This is a genomic window from Archangium primigenium, from assembly GCF_016904885.1.
Taxonomy (GTDB): Bacteria; Myxococcota; Myxococcia; order Myxococcales; family Myxococcaceae; genus Cystobacter; species Cystobacter primigenius.
Genome location: NZ_JADWYI010000001.1, coordinates 633,405 through 648,852, shown reverse-complemented (window position 1 = coordinate 648,852; position 15,448 = coordinate 633,405). Strand labels below are relative to the sequence as shown.

Sequence of the window (15,448 nt, the reverse complement as noted above, 5' to 3'; positions counted from 1 at the left end):
CCCTGCTGTCACCCCTAATAGATCAAGATCACTCTTCAACCCGTACAGAAACAGAGGGGCCTGGGGACAACCTCGGACTGTGGACAACCGGCCCCCGGACGGGAGTCCCCGGACCCGGAGCGCCCCGCCTCAGTGCAGGGCATCGCGCAGGGCCACCAGGGTCAGGCGGGCCCGGGCCGCGTCGAGCTCCAGGGTGACGTCGCACCCGGACAGCTGGAACTCCAGGGTCACCGGGCCGAAGCGCGGCAAGAGGCTCCGCTCGCGCCCGGACTGGGCCGCCAGCCGGAACAGCTCCCCGATGAGCAGGTGCCGCGTGTCGGACCGCAGCTCCTCCAACTCCGTCTGGAGGGCCGCCGGAATGTAGACCGTGAACGCGGACGGCTGCGGCTCACGAATCGTGGATTGAGTGAAAGCCATGACTCCTGGGATTGCCAGAAGCGTACCGGGGCCGCTCCGAGTGATTCCGGGGGGTTGGCGGGGGTGGGAAGCGGGGGTCCCGTAGAAATACCCGGACTCCAGGCCCTGAAGCCTGAAGGCGAGGCCGGACGGAGGACGGGAGGCCCGGCCGCCTGGATGCCCGTTAAAGGGCCGCGAAGGGCCCGCCCTGCCTCCAAGGCGGCGTCCGGGGGTGGACGGCGGGAGGACCCCGGGGGGCGGGCCCAGGGCGCGGGAGGGAGCCTGGAGAGGGCTCGCCTGGCCGGGGGCTCCCGGGCGGGGCGGGCCGGGGACGAGCGATGGGCGAAGGGAGTGCGTGCACCCGGGGGCCCGGTTGGAGTAAGGCCGCCATCCGTGACTCAGCGCTGGGAGATCGATGGACCCGTGTCGGCCCCCGTGCTCGAGCCCGCGCATGGGCCAGTCCCGGAGCCACGGAGAGGTTCGCCCTTGGAGTTGGCCTTGACCCCGCCGCTGGAGTCCTCGTCCGCCCTGCGCTTCTGCCGCGAGGTGCTGCCCGCGGTGTCGCGCACCTTCGCGCTGAACATCCCCGTGCTGCCCGCGCCCCTGGACACGGCGGTGACGGTGGCCTACCTGCTGTGCCGCGTCGCCGACACCCTGGAGGACGAGGCGCACGGCCCCGCGAGCGAGGAGCTGCTCACGGAGTTCGCCCGGCTGTGCACCCTGCCCGAGGGCTGGGAGCCCGAGGCCCTGCGCTTCACCGCGCGCGCGGTGGGGGTGCTGCGCGCCCAGGCCCCCGAGGCCGAGGTGCGCCTGGTGGAGGGCCTGCCGCAGGTGCTCCGGGGCCTGGCCCTGCACGCGCCGCCGGTGCGCGAGCACGTGGCCCAGTGCGTGCGCATCATGTCCGAGGGCATGGGCCGCATGGGCGCCAAGGGCCGCGCGTCCGCGGGGGGCCTGGGCCTGGAGAGCCTCGAGGAGACGATCGAGTACTGCTACTACGTGGCGGGCACGGTGGGCGAGATGCTCACCCGGCTCTTCCAGTGGTACTCGCCCGAGGTGGCCCGGCGCGCCGCCCGGCTGGAGCCGCGCTCGGTGGCGTTCGGCAACGCGCTGCAGCTCACCAACATCCTCAAGGACGTGCGCGAGGACCTGGAGCGCGGCAGCTGCTGGCTGCCCCGGACCCTGCTCGCCCAGCACGGCCTGACGCCCGAGACGCTGCTGGAGCCCGCGCACCGGGGCGCCGCCATGCGCGCCCACGGCCAGCTCGTGGCGGTGGCCCACCGCGAGCTGCGCCAGGCCTTCGACTACGTGATGCAGCTGCCGCGCGAGGAGCACGGCCTGCGCCTGTTCTGCCTCTGGCCCCTGTTCCTCGCCGTCATGACGCTGCGCAAGCTGCACGGCAACGCCGCCGTGCTGGAGAAGAAGCCCGTGAAGGTGTCCCGGCGCACCGTGCGCTGGGTGCTCGGCGCCACCAAGCTCATGGTCGCCCGCGACTGGGCCCTCAAGCTGCTCTTCTCCTCCCTCACCCTGTCCCTGCCCCCCGAGGCGCCTCGCGCACTTGTGGACAACTTGGGGACAACGTAGGACCGGGCCCTACCTCCTCACGACGGCCGCCCTCACCGGGACGGGGCGCGGAAGACGAGGGTGAGGTTGTGGTGGGGCATGGGGATGACGCGCTCGCGGGTGAGGCCGTGGGCGAGCGCCTCGGCGGTGACGGAGCCCAGGCGCCGCACGCCCCAGGCCGGGTCGCGCTCGCGCAGGGAGGCGTCGAAGGCGAGGTTGCTCGGCGCGGGCGGCTCGCCCTCCACGAAGTAGGCCCCGTAGAGCACGAGCGGCGCTCCGGGGCCGAGCACCCGCGCGGCGCCCCGGAACAGGGCCTGGGTGGCCTCCCACGGGGAGATGTGCACCAGGTTGATGGCGACGAGCGCGTCGGCGTGGGCCACCGGCCAGTCCTCGGCGCGCACGTCCAGGGCGAGCGGGGCGCGCAGGCCCGGCACGCCTTCCTCCCGACGCCAGGCCTCGATGCTCGCCCGGGCCTCGGGGTCCATGTCCGTGGGCTGCCAGACGAGGCCGGGAAGGGCGCGGGCGAAGTGGACGGCGTGCTGGCCGGTGCCGCTGGCCACCTCGAGCACCGTGCCGTGCTCGGGCAGCACCTCGCGCAGCACGGACAGGAGGGGCTCGCGGTTGCGCTCGGCGGAGGGCGCGTGACGTTTCATGGGACTCAATACCGGGGCAGCGTGTCGAGGGCGACCTTGCGCTCGGTCAACTCCCCCTCGGTGATGTCCACCACCAGCTTGTAGGCCTGCTTGGTGTCCCGGTCGACCAGCCGCAGGGTGTGCTGGCCCGCGGGCAGGGCGTAGTTGAAGAGGGGCGTGCCCGACTCCACCTCGCGGCTGCCCAGGAACACGCGCGCATAGGGCGTCGTCTTGAGGGTGAGCGTGCCGGTGGCGCCCGTGGGCGCGGCCTTCGGGGCCTCCTCGATCGGGGCGGCGGCCTCGGCCGGGGCGTCCTTGCGCGCGCGGGGGGCCGCCTTGGCGCGCGGGGCCTCCGCGGCGGACGGGTCGGCGGGAGCGGTCCCGGTCGGGGCGCTCTCGGCCGGAGCCTCGACTGGAGCCTCGACTGGAGCCGCGGCGCCGGTCTCGGGGGGCGGCGTCGCCGGGGCCGGCGCCGGGGGGGCCGGCGAGGGAGGCGTCGGAGCGGGAGGCGTCGGCGCCGGGGCCTTGGTGGCGCGGGGCCGGAGGGGAGGGGTCGGCGCCGGGGGGGCGGTCACCTCTTGCGGCTCGGCGCTCAGCAGGAAGAAGCCCGCGGCGCCCACGATCGCGAGCATCACCCCCACCACGAGCACGCGTGGCAGCCAGGAGCGGCGCGGTGGGGGCGCGATGGCGTAGGTGCCGGAGGTCTGCAGCGCGTCCTCGGGGTCCTCTTGCAGGAGGGTCCGCTCGAGCGACGGGAGACCGGGCCGGGTGGGGTAGTCCGGGGACTCGTCCTCGGGCTCCATCGGCGCGGGACGCCCCCGCCCCGGGGCCCGGGACTGCACGGGCTCGGTGCGCTCGCCGGGATCCTCGTCCGCGGGCCGGGAGGGCGCGCGTGGCGGCGGGGCCGGGCGGCGGGTCTGCCGGGTGGACGGGGGCTCCGGCGGGGACGCGCGCTCGGGCATGGGGGTGGCGCGGCGCGGGCGGATGATGGCCGTGCGGATCTCCGGCTCGCTGTCCTCCTCCTCCACCCGGGAGGGCGCTTCGGGGCGCGAGGGCGCTTCGGGGCGCGAGGGCACTTCGACCCGGCTGGCGGTGCGCGCGCGCACGGGACTCGCCACGGTCGCCTGGGGCGGCTCGGCGGGCGGCCCGTTGCGGGTGGGCTCCGGCGGGGGCGGCGGACGCGGCACGGCGCGCGAGGACACCGTCCGGGGCGACTCGGCCGACACGGGCGCGGCGGGAGGCCGGGCGATGGGCGAGTAGGGGACGATGTCGGTGGACTCGGACACGGACTCGCGCGGGGCCTGGGCGGGGGTGGCGGAGATGGTGGGCAGGCGCGGCGCGGGCGGCGGCGCGGGCTCACGCTCCGCCGCGGACGGCGCGAGCTTCAGCTCGCTCGTGGGAGCGCGCCGGGCCGCGAGCACCTGGCGCGTCTGCTCGCGCCGCTCGGCGAACAGCTTCCGCAGCAGCTCCCCGCTCTGCTCGGGCAACCAGATGAGGGGGCCCACGGCGCGCTCCAACTCGCGGGCGAACTCCAGCGTGGTGGCGTAGCGCTCCTCGCGCCGGCGCGCGAGCGCCTTGAGCACGATGGCGTCCAGCTCCGGGGGAATCTCCTTGTTGAGGCGCGAGGGCTCGGGGATGGGGTTCTTGAGCACCGCGTTGACGACCGCCGCGGGCGCCTTGCCGGGAAACAGCCGCCGGCCGGTGATGCACTCGTGCAGCACCACGCCCAGGCTGAACAGGTCGCTCCGGGCGTCCAGGGGCTCGCCGAGGATCTGCTCGGGGGACATGTAGCCGCTGGTCCCCTTCACCATGCCCACCTGGGTGCGGCTGACCTCCATGAGGCTCTTGGCGATGCCGAAGTCGAGCAGCTTGGTGACGCCCTCGTACGTCACCATGATGTTCTTCTCGGCCACGTCCCGGTGGATGACGGGCGAGGGCTGGCCCAGCGCGTCCGTGAAGGTGTGCGCGTAGTGCAGCGCCAGCGCCGTGTCGCGCACGGACGCCAGGCCCAGCCCCACCGGCATCATCTCCCGGCTGCTCAGGCAGGCGCGCGCCACCTCCAGGAGCGTGGCCCCGGGCACGAACTCCATGGCCAGGAACAGCTCGTCCCCCTCCACGTCCAGGTCGAACACCTGGGCGATGTTCGGGTGGTTGAGCGCCGCGGTGATGCGCGCCTCGTCCAGGAACATCTGGACGAACTCCTCCTGGCCCTGGATGTCCGGGAGGATCTTCTTGAGCACCACCGGCTTGTGGAAGCCCGCCAGGCCGCGCTTGGACGCGAGGAAGATTTCGGCCATGCCACCGGCGGACAGGCGGCAGAGCACCTCGTAATTGCCCATCTGCCGACCGCGCACATCGTCCGTCGCGGGGGGACGCATCGACCCAGCCATTGGAGGGCGCCGAGCCTATAGGAGCCCCCACCTCCCACGGAAGTCAGTCCCGTGGATTTCAGGGCGGAAGTCGCCCCCTCGTTTTTCGCATGGGGGCGGAATTCGTCTGCCTTCCAGTCAAACCTCGCTCCCCGGACTGGCGGCTTTCCATCGTCGGGAAATCCTTGTTTTTCCAGTCTTTTTTCCCATTCTCAAGAGTCAGAGTAAAATTCCAGGAGAGCTGGAGAGGCCCTGTCCTGCGGCGCGGGGGGGGTCGGGGCAAGAGCTGTCCCGGGGGAGGGGGAAGTGTCGGGCAGTGGTCATCCGGACGGGCGTGGGTTGGTGCGCAACGCTTCGCCCCCGTCGCGCCTTCCGGTGGTGCTGCACAGGTTGGGTCGTGTGTCCACATTGGCGGAATCCGAAGGCGGAGTTCCCCATGGCGACGAAGAAGGCGGAGCGCATGCGAGCCCGAGAGAGCGTCCTGGGCTACCGAATGAGCGCAGGGTTGGCGGCGGTAGCTTCCGTGGAAGGTGAGGTGCTGCCGGCGGGCAGGCTGGTGCAGTTGTCGCCGGAGCATTTGACGGTGTGTCTGCAGAAGCCCACGGCGCTCAGGCCGGGGCAGCGGGCCAACGTCATGTTGGGGGTGGGGAGGGAGGCCACGTGCCTGCGGGCCGAGGTGGTGAACGTGCATGTCCCGACGGCGCCCGAGGCGCTGCCGGAGTTGAGCCTGCGTTTCGTGGCGCCGCCGCTCGCCCAGGGCCGGCACATCGTGTCCATGCTCGAGGGCTGGCGTGATCAGGGGCAGCTGGAGACGCCCCACGCCTCGCCCATCTGGAAGGAGCACATCACGCGGCCCGACCGCATCGGCCGCATCTTCGAGGCGCTCACCGCGCGGCGCTGCCGGGGCATGGCGCGCTCGGAGGCGGGGGACGTGGAGCTGAGCGCGGCGCTCTTCGACAAGTACGACGGGCGCGTGGCGTGGGAGGTGCGCGGCGGCGTGCTGCCGCCCCGGCCCTTCATGCTGGAGGTGTTCGGCTTCTCCTCCGTCATGCACTTCCCCGTGCACGAGGCGCACTATGACGATGGGCTCTGGAGCGTGCCCATGCCGCGCGAGCTCGTGCGCTACCGCCACCGGCGGCTGCGGCGCGCCGCGGCCTGGGGCGGGTGCGTGGCGCGCTTCGCCCACCCGCTCTGGCCCCAGGTGCGCGTGGAGCGCGAGCTCATGGACATCTCCTACGAGGGCCTGTCCTTCGCCACCGAGCCGGGGGAGGACTTGCTCTACCCGGGGCTCGTGCTGCCCGAGCTGGAGGTGAGCCTGCCCGGTGGGCGGCCCGTGCGCCTCAAGGGCGAGGTGCGCAACATCTCCGGCACCGCCTCCCTGCGCCGCTGCGGCATGAAGGTGGAGGCGCGCGAGGAGGACACGGCCGACTGGCGCGCGCTCGTGGAGGAGCTGAGCCACCCCAACACCCGCGTGGCGGGCGCCTGGGACAAGGGCACGTGGAACCTCTTCGAGCGCTCGGGCTACTTCCGCCTGTCCGGCAAGAGCCCCGAGGACTTCAAGCGCATGCAGGACGAGTACCGCGAGGCCCACGCCCGGCTGCACCGCCGGCCCCGGGTGGGCTACCGCGTGGTGCGCCCCATCCCCGGCAGCGAGACGGTGGAGGCGAGCCTGTCCTGGCTCAAGCCCTACTCCGGCAGCTGGATGGCGCACCACCTCGCCCGGCACCAGCCGCCCGACGAGCGCTGCCGCGGCACCGCGCGCGAGGCCCTGCGCGACATCTACCTGCGCGGCTTCGAGCCCGCGCAGACGGATCCCGAGGTGAAGTGGTTCCTCGCCTACTGCGAGGCGAACGTGCGCTGGGTGCGCTTCACCGCGCTCGACTTCGCCGAGTGGTACCAGCACACCGGCCAGGCGTGCGTCCTGCCCTTCCGGCTCATGGAGGCGGACGCCCGGAAGGACTGGCACGTGCCCGAGGGCTTCCGCCTGGAGGAGGCCACGGCCGAGGACCTGCGCGCCATGTTCGAGCGGCTCGAGCGCACCCGGCCCCAGGCCTACCGCGAGGCGTTGGACCTGGTGCCCGAGCGCCTGGACCTGGCGCGGCTCAAGGGCCAGTGGAGCGAGGCGCGGCTCGAGCGCGAGCGGCGGGTGCTCGTGGCGCGCAAGGACGGCCGGGCCATCGCCGTGGGGGTGATGGAGTCGGCGCACGCGGGGCTCAACCTCTTCCACGTGCTCAACGGCCTGCGCATCATCCCGCTCGAGGACGCTGGCTCGCCCGAGGCCCAGGACGCGATGCTGGCGCTGCTCGCCGGCGCCGCGGCCTGGTACCGCGCGCGCGGCCTGGACGCCTTCATCCACTACGCCGAGGAGAAGGCCACCGGCTACACCGAGCGCGCCGGCCTGCGCGACCTGGGCGAGGGCCGCATCTGGGTGCTCTCCGCCCAGCTCCTGCCCGACTTCATCGAGCACCTGTGCGAGGCCACCACGCCTCGCACGGGCGAGTGAGCCCCGGGCCTCAGGGCGTGTAGAACTCGGCCGAGGCGGGGCTCGCGTTGCTCACCCCGCCCACCACCAACACGGTGCCATCCTCCAGGGGCACCGCCGCGGGCTGGTAGCGATCCACGTGCAAGGGCGCGGTGTCGCTCCACAGCCCGCGCGCGGGCTCGTACAGCTCGGACGCGGTGAGGATGCCCGCGGACTCGTGGTAGCCGCCCGTCACCAGCACCCGGCCCGTGGGCAGCACGTGCGCCACGTGGTCGCGCCGCGCCGTGCGGCTCGCCCCCGCCGGAGCCCAGGCGCGGCTCGCGGGGTCGTACAGCTCGGTGAGCGACGGGCCGCTCGCGCCCAGCTCCGTGCCCCCCACCACGAGCACCCGCCCGTCGGGCAGCACCGTGGCGGTGTGGTGGGCCCGGCCCAGGCGCGGGCCCGGCACGGGGGTGAAGCGGCCCGTGGCGGGGTCGTACAGCTCCGCCGAGGCGAGCGCCCGGCCCGCCGCGTCCACGCCGCCCACGAGCAGCACGGTGCCATCGGCGAGCGGGCTCGCGGTGTGGTGGCCGCGCGGGGTGCCGGCCTCGCCCGCGGGGCTCCACGTCTGGGTGGCCGGGTCATACAGCTCCGCCGCCGCGAGGGGCGCGCCGCCGTACTCGCCGCTCAGGCCCCCGGTGACGAGCACCCGGCCGTCCGCGAGCCGCGTGGCGGTGTGGTGGTAGCGCAGGGCGCGCGGCGAGGCGGTGGCCTTCCAGGTGCCGCTCGCCGGGGTGTACAGCTCGGCGTGCACGAGCGTGAAGGCCTCCTGGCCTCCGCCCACGAGCAGCACGGTGCCGTCGGCGAGCCGGGTGGCGGTGTGGCCCCGGTGGGGCGTGAGCGTGGCGCCCGTGGGGGCCCACGTGCGCGCCACGGGATCATACAGCTCCGAGGAGGCGTCGAAGCCACCGGTGACGAGCACCCGGCCATCGGCGAGCCGGGTGGCGGTGTGCTGCAGCCGGGGCCGGCGCATGGAGGCGGTGAGCGTCCACAGCGCCGAGGCCGAGGGCGCGCACTGCAGGCTCACCTCGTTGACGGTGGTGTTGTTGCGCTCCTCGCACTCGTGCTCCCGGCCCGTGCCCGTGCCCGTGTCATCCGCCACGGCCCACACCTTGGCGCGCAGGCCCGGCACCCGGGCGAGCCGCGTCTCCACCCGGGCCTCCGCCCCCGGCAGGAGCCGCGTGGCCACCGTGCCCGTGCCGAGCAGGGTGCCGCCCGCGTCGGGGTCTCCCTGGTAGAAGGCCACCGGCAGGCCCGCGGACGTGGCCGCGTCCCCCACGTTGCGCACCCACGCGCTCAGCGTCAGCCCGAGCGTGGTGGGGTCGCACGAGGACTTCACCCCCTCCACCATCATCACGTCCGGCGCCGCGAGCGGCGAGAGGCCCGGGGCGCCCTGGCTGTTGGCGCGAAACGCGTTGAAGCCCCGGAGCCAGGGGCTCACGGGGCGCACGGGCAGGGTGCCATCGTCGTTGATGTGGACGACCGAGTAGGCGTGCTGGTTCCACAGGCCCCGGGTGTTCACCCAACGGTCGCGCCGCTCGCGGTACAGGCGCAGGCCCGCGTGGTCCCCCAGGCCGCAGGTGGTGTTCTGCGCCACGAGCAGCTCCGCGTTGCCGTCCCCATCCACGTCCGCGACCACCGGGTTCTCGTAGCTCGTGCACGAGCTGTGGGGCACCTCCATCCGCACCGCCCCGGTGGTGCCGTCGTGGATGCGCAGCCGCTGCTCGTCCGCGTACACCACCTCCGCCTTGCCATCCCCGTCGAAGTCGAACGCGGCGGAGCTCGTGCGGCTGGAGCTGTGATCGCGCGTGGGGCTCGTCCACTTCACCTGGCCCTGGGCCGTGAAGACGGTGTAGCGATCCGTGCCGGACACCCCCACCTCGGGTGAGCCATCGCCGTCCATGTCGGCGATCGTCGGCGCCCCGCCCACGCCGCCCCCGGGAATGGGCACCGTCCAGAGCAGCGCGCAGTCGTCATCCATCAGGGACACGAAGCCGCTCCACACCACCACCACCTCGCCGGCGGGGTCCCCATCGAAGTCCCCCACGCCCGCGAGCCCATGGCCGACGAAGGGGTTGGAGCACTTGAGCCGACCATCCGCGCGGTAGATGGAGCGGCCGTTGACGACCTCGAGCACGCCGTCCCCGTCGATGTCCGTGGCGAAGGAGATGGGCCCGGTGGTGGGGCCGCCCGCGCCATCCACGCCCAGCCACTTGAGCATGCCCGTGGCGGAGAACACCGCGTGGCCGTTGAGGATCTCCACCTGCCCGTCCCCGTCGAGGTCCGCCAGCGACGGGCCGCCCCAGTTGTTGCCCGGCTGCGAGGTGCGGAACTTGAACGTGCCGTCGTGCTCGAAACACAAGAGCGCCTGCCCGCTCTCATGCACGGTGCAGATTTCCACCCGGCCATCTCCGTCGATGTCGCCCGCGGCGATGTTCGACACGCCCCGCACGCGGTGGGCCGGGTCCGTCACCGCCCACAACTCGCGGCCCGTGGCCCCGTCGATCGCGCGGAGGATGCCCTTGCTCGTGAAGTTCTCCCCCTCGTAGGAGTTGAAGACGACGTCGGGCACGCCATCCCCATTGGTGTCCACCACCACGGGCGTCATGATCACGTTGGTGTGATTGGGAAAGACCCCGCCGCCCGTCCAGGCCCACTCCAGCTCGGGTTGGAAGGGGGCGCCGGGGGGAGGCGTGGCCTCGCAGCGGTTGGCGAGCGCCTGATCCGCGAGGGCCTGGGACCGTGGCTCCTCGGCGCCCGTGCGCCCACATCCGACCAGCGCCAACGCCATCAAACCTCCACGGATGCTCCCGTGGATGATGCGCTTCGTGTCCATGGTGCTCCCCCCACGCGACGGGCCCCGCCGCGCCCGTCCCAGCCCGTCTCCGGCCGGTCCCCCATCAATACATAGACGCGTTAATCCTGATAAAACGAAATAACCTCACTGTGGAAAAGGCTCCAACGCAAGGAGAGGGAATCCGCGAGCGCGTTGGCCAGCCTCCACGCGCGCGCCTTCGTGGAGTGTCAGTCCGTTGGCCGCCCGGCAAACCCTTGCATCCCGTGTTGCCCGGCAACAAGGGGGGGCTTCTCAGTGCGAGGCCATCACATCCGGCGGAGGCGGGACGGGGAGTGTCGTGTTCCGGGTGCGGGGAAAGAACAGCCCGGCGCCGAAGGCGAGCACCGCCGAGGCACAGATGAGCCAGAAATTGATGGCCAGGCCGGAGCCGAGCGAGTCGCCGAGCGAGCGCAGCACCTCGGGAGCCAGCCCCCGGCCATGCTCGGGGCCGAGCAGGTCATTGGCGGCGGAGGCGGGGATGCGCGCGTCACGCAAGAGCGCGTGCACCATGACGCCGCCCATGAGCCCCACGCCGACGGCGCCGCCGATGGTGCGAAAGAACATGTTGCTCGCGGTGGCCACGCCCCTGAGCTCCCAGCCCACGCTCGTCTGCACGGCGATGAGCAGCGCGGTGGAGGCGAACCCCAGGCCCATGCCGAACAGCCCCATGGCGAGCTGCGGCACGAGGATGGACGCGCCCGGCTTGAGCAAGAGCGCCATGAGCGTGGTGCCCACGGCCGACATGCCCAGCCCCGAGACGATGAGCGGCCGGAAGCCCGTCTTGAGGATGAGCTTGCCCGCCACGAGGCTCGCCAGCGGCCAGCCCACGATCATGGGGGTGATCATCCCGCCCGCGAGCGTGGGCGAGCCCCCGAGCACCCCCTGCACGTAGAGGGGCACATAGGTGGTGGCGCCGAACTGGGCCGCGGAGAAGAGCGCGCCCGCGGTGGAGGACACGGCGATGGCGCGGATGCGGAAGAGGGACAGGGGGAGGATGGGCTCCACGGCGTGCTGCTCGACGCGCACGAAGACGGCGAGGAACACGAGCGCCACGGGCAGGGCGAGCAGGTTGAGGCCCAGGCCCTGCACGCCGAAGAGCAGGGCCACCACGGTGGCCGACAGCAGCAGCGCGCCGGGGATGTCGATGGCGCGCTTCGTCGGGGTGATGCTCTCGTGGAAGCGGGACACGAGCAGCGCCGCGGCGCCCAGGCCGATGGGCACGTTGATGAAGAAGATCCAGTGCCAGGTGAGGTACTTCACGATGAGGCCCCCGGTGAGGGGCCCGATGAGGCCGGCGATGCCCCACACGGCGCTGAAGGCCCCCTGGACGCGGGCGCGCTGCTCGAGCGTGTAGATGTCCCCGATGATGGTGAGGGAGACGGGCTGCATGGCGCCCGCGCCCAGACCCTGGAGCACGCGAAAGGCGATGAGCATGCTCATCGACGTGGCGAGCCCGCTGGCGATGGAGCCCACGAGGAACAGGCCGATGCCGAAGAGGAGGATGGGCTTGCGGCCGTGGAGGTCCGCGAGCTTGCCGTAGAGCGGCACGGTGATGGTGGAGGCGAGCATGTACGCGGTGAAGACCCAGGCGTAGTGGTGCAGGCCTCCGAGATCGCTGACCACGGTGGGCATGGCGGTGGAGATGACGGTCATCTCCAGGGCGGCCATGAAGAGGCAGAGGGCGAGGGCGAGCGTGGTGAGGGGGCGGTGGGTGGTACGCATGCGCCCGCCCTGCCTAACGGTCGGAGGACCCGGCCGCCAGTGACAAATGGGTCGGCCCCCCTCGGGTGCACGGGGCGTGAAGACCCAGGCTCCGTGGTAGCGTGCGGGGCGGACATCAAGTCACGCGACTGGCTGAGGAATCCTCATGAGCGCCCGATGGCGATGGTGCCTATCGCACCTGCTTTTGTTGGGATGCGCCTCTCCAGCCATTCCAGGGGTCGTCCAACCTCGTCCGGGTGAACGACTGGAGGTCATCCCCGGGCCCATGCCCGGCTTCGGCCCCTTTCGGTCACGTCAGGACGCACTGATGGCGGCGTGTCCTCGGGTCCTCGGACTGCCCAATGCCATCGCGGGTCGGCCGGACTCTCCGAACTTTGAACTCTACTGGCGCACGTCGAGCGAGTACTGCGCGTGGATCTACCACACGCCCGATGGAATGTATGAGATGAGCATGCTGGCGGTGAGCGCCGTTCAAGACGACGCGCGGAGACGTCAGTGCAGCCTCCCCTCGACCGTGTCGGATCCACGCTATCGTGCCGAGGAAATCCAGTACATGTTCGTTATTCACAACCATCCCTATGAAGGAGAAATCTCGCGCAATGACATCCGGTTCATCGTCGAGCAGGGCGCGGTTCACGGCTTCTCCGCGGAGGCTCAAGGCCGACAGGTGCCTCTTTCCATTGTCGCGTTCTATTCTCGCTCGGAGCGAGGCAATCCGACCTGCGACGGATTCTTCCAGTATATTCCCTTGACCAGACAGTTGCTGAAGTGGTCCGTGGGAGATGGAGGCGCGTGGAAGGACGAAGAATATGGCCGGGTGGAGTGGGTGGGCGATGACTTCGACATCCTCTACGAAGAGAGATAGGGGTGCGTCCATGAAGAACCTCTCCGTCGCCCTCCTGTCGACCCTGATGCTCTCGGGCTGTGCCCACATCGGAAGGCTCCTCGGCTGCGACTGCGCGGTGACCGGGGAGCGGCCAGAATCACAGGACCTGACCCTCGTATTGCCACGCTTCAACGCCTCTGAGGCCAAGGTAGTGACGGACGGCGTGGTGCTCCAGGCGATCCGGGTCGCGGCGGATGATTTCCTGGGGCGCGACCGCGCCGACGAGGCTTGTTGGGACAAGCAGGCTTCGCACACCTACCAGACGATCCAAAAGGGAGACATCGTCTTCGTGAGGATTGACTACAATCCCGCGAGCTGTGGAGAGAAGTTCCATTCGCTGGACTCTGGCGCGACCTATGCCATTGACAAGAATGGACGTCTGCTTCGACGTCTGCTCGATGGCGAGCCACAGCGTCCACTTTGAGAAGACGAACATTCCTCTGCTTTGCGGTCTCATCGCCGCAAAGCGGCTCGGTCCGCGCTTCCGTTGCGAGTCGTGTCCGTTTTCGAGGGATCCCTCCTTTTCGGACACCGCGTCACGGGGCGACGAGGCGGCGGCTCCTCGCCTCGGAGCGAGGGGCCGGCGTCCCCTGGCCCAGGTTGACAACATGGGCCCATGCTGTCAACCTTGTCCATATGGCTGACGTTTCCGGGGAAGACTCGCGCAGGCGCGCGCTGCTCGACACGGCCATGGGCGTGTTCGTGCGCCATGGCTACCGCAAGACCTCCATGGACGAGGTGGCCCGGGCCGCGCAGATCTCCCGGCAGGGCCTCTACCTTCACTTCTCCACCAAGGAGGAGCTGTTCCGGGCCTCCATCCGCCAGTTCCTCGACAGCACCCTGCGTACCGCCTCGGCCGTGCTGGAGGACGCCACCCTGCCGCTCGACACCCGGCTCGCGCGGGCGCTGGACGAGGGGTATGGCCGCTTCGCCGGCAAGGCGAACCCGGACGCCCTGGACCTGGTGGAGGCGAGCCACGCGCTGCTCGGCACCCTGGTGGAGGAGCACGAGGACCTGTTCGCCGAGGCGCTCGCCCGCGCGCTCCGGGCCTCCCGGGGCATGTCCGCCTACAAGCCCGTGGGCCTCACCGCGCGCCAGCTCGCCGACACGCTCGTCGTCACCGCGACCGGGCTCAAGCATCGCGTCGCCACCCGCGACGAATTCATCAAGGGCATCACCGTGGCCGTGCGCGCCCTGTGTCTGCCCCTCCTGGAGGTCTCATGAGTCGCATCAAAGCCTGGCTGTCGCGGACGGCCCTCGGCGTGGGCGCGGTGGGCGTGCTCGCCGTCGGCTTCGCGGTGGTGGACGGGTGGGAGGCGTTCGGCCGGCGCGCCACCGGCGAGCGCCGCGCCCGCATGGAGCGCTCGCCCCAGTGGAAGGACGGCCAGTTCGTCAATCCCCAGTCCATCATCAATGACGCCTGGGGCAGCGTGGGCATGCTGTTCGAGCGCGCCTTCGAGAGCACGCCCACAGCTCCCGTGCCCACCGCGCCCGTGGATCCCCGGCGCTTCGACACCCCGCCGGCCACGGGGCTGCGCGTCACCTGGCTCGGGCACTCCACCAACCTCGTGGAGATCGACGGCCAGCGCGTGCTCACGGATCCCTTCTGGGGCGAGCGCACCTCGCCGCTCACCTGGGTGGGCCCGAAGCGCTGGTACGCGCCGCTGCTCGCGCTCGAGGACATGCCGCGCGTGGACGCCGTCGTCATCTCGCACGACCACTACGATCACCTGGACCACACGACCCTGGTGGCGATGAAGGACTGGGACACGCGCTTCGTGGTGCCGCTGGGCGTGGGCGCGCACCTGGCCTCCTGGGGCATCCCCGAGGCGCGGATCGTGGAGCTGGACTGGTGGGAGCACACGCGCGTGGGGGACCTGGAGATCACCCTCACGCCCGCGCGCCACGCGTCTGGCCGCTACCTGCTGGACAACAACGCGACGCTCTGGGGCGGCTTCGCGCTGAGGGGGCCCACGCACCGGGCGTTCTACTCGGGGGACACGGGGCTGTTCCCCGCGCTGCGGGACATCGGCGAGCGGCTGGGGCCCTTCGACGTGACGCTGCTGGAGGTGGGGCAGTACGGCAAGCCCTGGCCCGACTGGCACATGGGGCCCGAGCAGGCCGTGGCCGCGCACCGGATGTTGCGCGGGCGGGTGCTGGTGCCCGTGCACTGGGGACTGGTCAACCTGGCCCCGCACACGTGGACCGAGCCCATCGAGCGGGCGCTCGTGGCGGCGCGCACGGCCGAGGTGCGCATCACCCAGGCGCGACCCGGCGAGAGCCTGGAGCCCGAGGCCCCGCCGGCGCCCACGCGCTGGTGGCCGGACCTGCCCCGCCAGACGGCGGCTGAGAACCCCATCGTGTCCTCGCAGATGGAGTGAGCGCGCGCGTCCGGGTGACCCTCACGCGGGGTGCGCGAGGGGCCCTGGCACGCGCGATGCTTTGTCCTCCGGCATGGCGCTCCCCATCCTGTTCTCCAAACGCCCGTCCTCCCCGTCCTCGCGGCCCGTTCGGGTCGAGTCACTC

The 15,448-nt window shown here is 71.9% G+C and carries 11 protein-coding genes; 6 read left to right on the top strand and 5 right to left on the bottom strand.

Annotation, left to right across the window (positions count from 1 at the left end):
• Positions 1–129 precede the first annotated feature (129 nt).
• Entirely contained in the window at positions 130–417 is a 288-nt protein-coding gene (locus I3V78_RS02705) for a hypothetical protein (protein WP_204484751.1), read from the bottom strand.
• Between the two features lie 477 nt (positions 418–894).
• Between I3V78_RS02705 and I3V78_RS02700 the strand changes: the two genes are divergently transcribed.
• Entirely contained in the window at positions 895–1,977 is a 1,083-nt protein-coding gene (locus I3V78_RS02700; RefSeq protein ID WP_239576266.1) for a phytoene/squalene synthase family protein, read from the top strand.
• Positions 1,978–2,009: 32 nt separating this feature from the next.
• On the opposite strand, the gene I3V78_RS02695 is transcribed toward I3V78_RS02700, so the two are convergent.
• Both I3V78_RS02695 and I3V78_RS02690 read right to left on the bottom strand, forming a co-directional pair.
• Entirely contained in the window at positions 2,010–2,609 is a 600-nt protein-coding gene (locus tag I3V78_RS02695; RefSeq protein WP_204484750.1) for a DUF938 domain-containing protein, read from the bottom strand.
• Between the two features lie 5 nt (positions 2,610–2,614).
• Positions 2,615–4,966, bottom strand: a complete 2,352-nt coding sequence (locus I3V78_RS02690) for a serine/threonine-protein kinase (RefSeq protein ID WP_239576265.1) — start codon at positions 4,964–4,966, stop codon at positions 2,615–2,617.
• A 427-nt stretch (positions 4,967–5,393) separates the two neighbouring features.
• On the opposite strand from I3V78_RS02690, the gene I3V78_RS02685 reads away from it, so the two are divergent.
• Positions 5,394–7,460 carry a PilZ domain-containing protein gene (locus tag I3V78_RS02685; RefSeq protein WP_204484748.1) on the top strand — a complete coding sequence of 689 codons (2,067 nt, stop codon included), beginning with the start codon at positions 5,394–5,396 and terminating at the stop codon, positions 7,458–7,460.
• Between the two features lie 10 nt (positions 7,461–7,470).
• Here the strand turns inward: I3V78_RS02685 and I3V78_RS02680 are convergent, their stop codons facing one another.
• Positions 7,471–10,314 (bottom strand): FG-GAP-like repeat-containing protein, encoded by a 2,844-nt coding sequence (locus I3V78_RS02680; RefSeq protein WP_204484747.1) that lies wholly within the window; start codon positions 10,312–10,314, stop codon positions 7,471–7,473.
• A 252-nt stretch (positions 10,315–10,566) separates the two neighbouring features.
• Positions 10,567–12,036: an MDR family MFS transporter gene (locus tag I3V78_RS02675; RefSeq protein ID WP_204484746.1), complete on the bottom strand. Its 1,470-nt coding sequence runs from the start codon at positions 12,034–12,036 to the stop codon at positions 10,567–10,569.
• 265 nt (positions 12,037–12,301) lie between these two features.
• Between I3V78_RS02675 and I3V78_RS02670 the strand changes: the two genes are divergently transcribed.
• From I3V78_RS02670 to I3V78_RS02655, 4 genes are all read left to right on the top strand, one after another.
• Positions 12,302–12,901 (top strand): hypothetical protein, encoded by a 600-nt coding sequence (locus I3V78_RS02670; RefSeq protein ID WP_204484745.1) that lies wholly within the window; start codon positions 12,302–12,304, stop codon positions 12,899–12,901.
• Between the two features lie 10 nt (positions 12,902–12,911).
• A complete protein-coding gene (locus I3V78_RS02665) occupies positions 12,912–13,346 on the top strand; it encodes a hypothetical protein (RefSeq protein WP_204484744.1) in 435 nt (144 codons plus the stop codon).
• Between the two features lie 212 nt (positions 13,347–13,558).
• Positions 13,559–14,146 carry a TetR/AcrR family transcriptional regulator gene (locus tag I3V78_RS02660; protein ID WP_204484743.1) on the top strand — a complete coding sequence of 196 codons (588 nt, stop codon included), beginning with the start codon at positions 13,559–13,561 and terminating at the stop codon, positions 14,144–14,146.
• Positions 14,143–15,303 carry an MBL fold metallo-hydrolase gene (locus I3V78_RS02655; protein WP_204484742.1) on the top strand — a complete coding sequence of 387 codons (1,161 nt, stop codon included), beginning with the start codon at positions 14,143–14,145 and terminating at the stop codon, positions 15,301–15,303. The genes I3V78_RS02660 and I3V78_RS02655 overlap by 4 nt, the downstream gene beginning before the upstream one ends.
• Positions 15,304–15,448 lie beyond the last annotated feature (145 nt).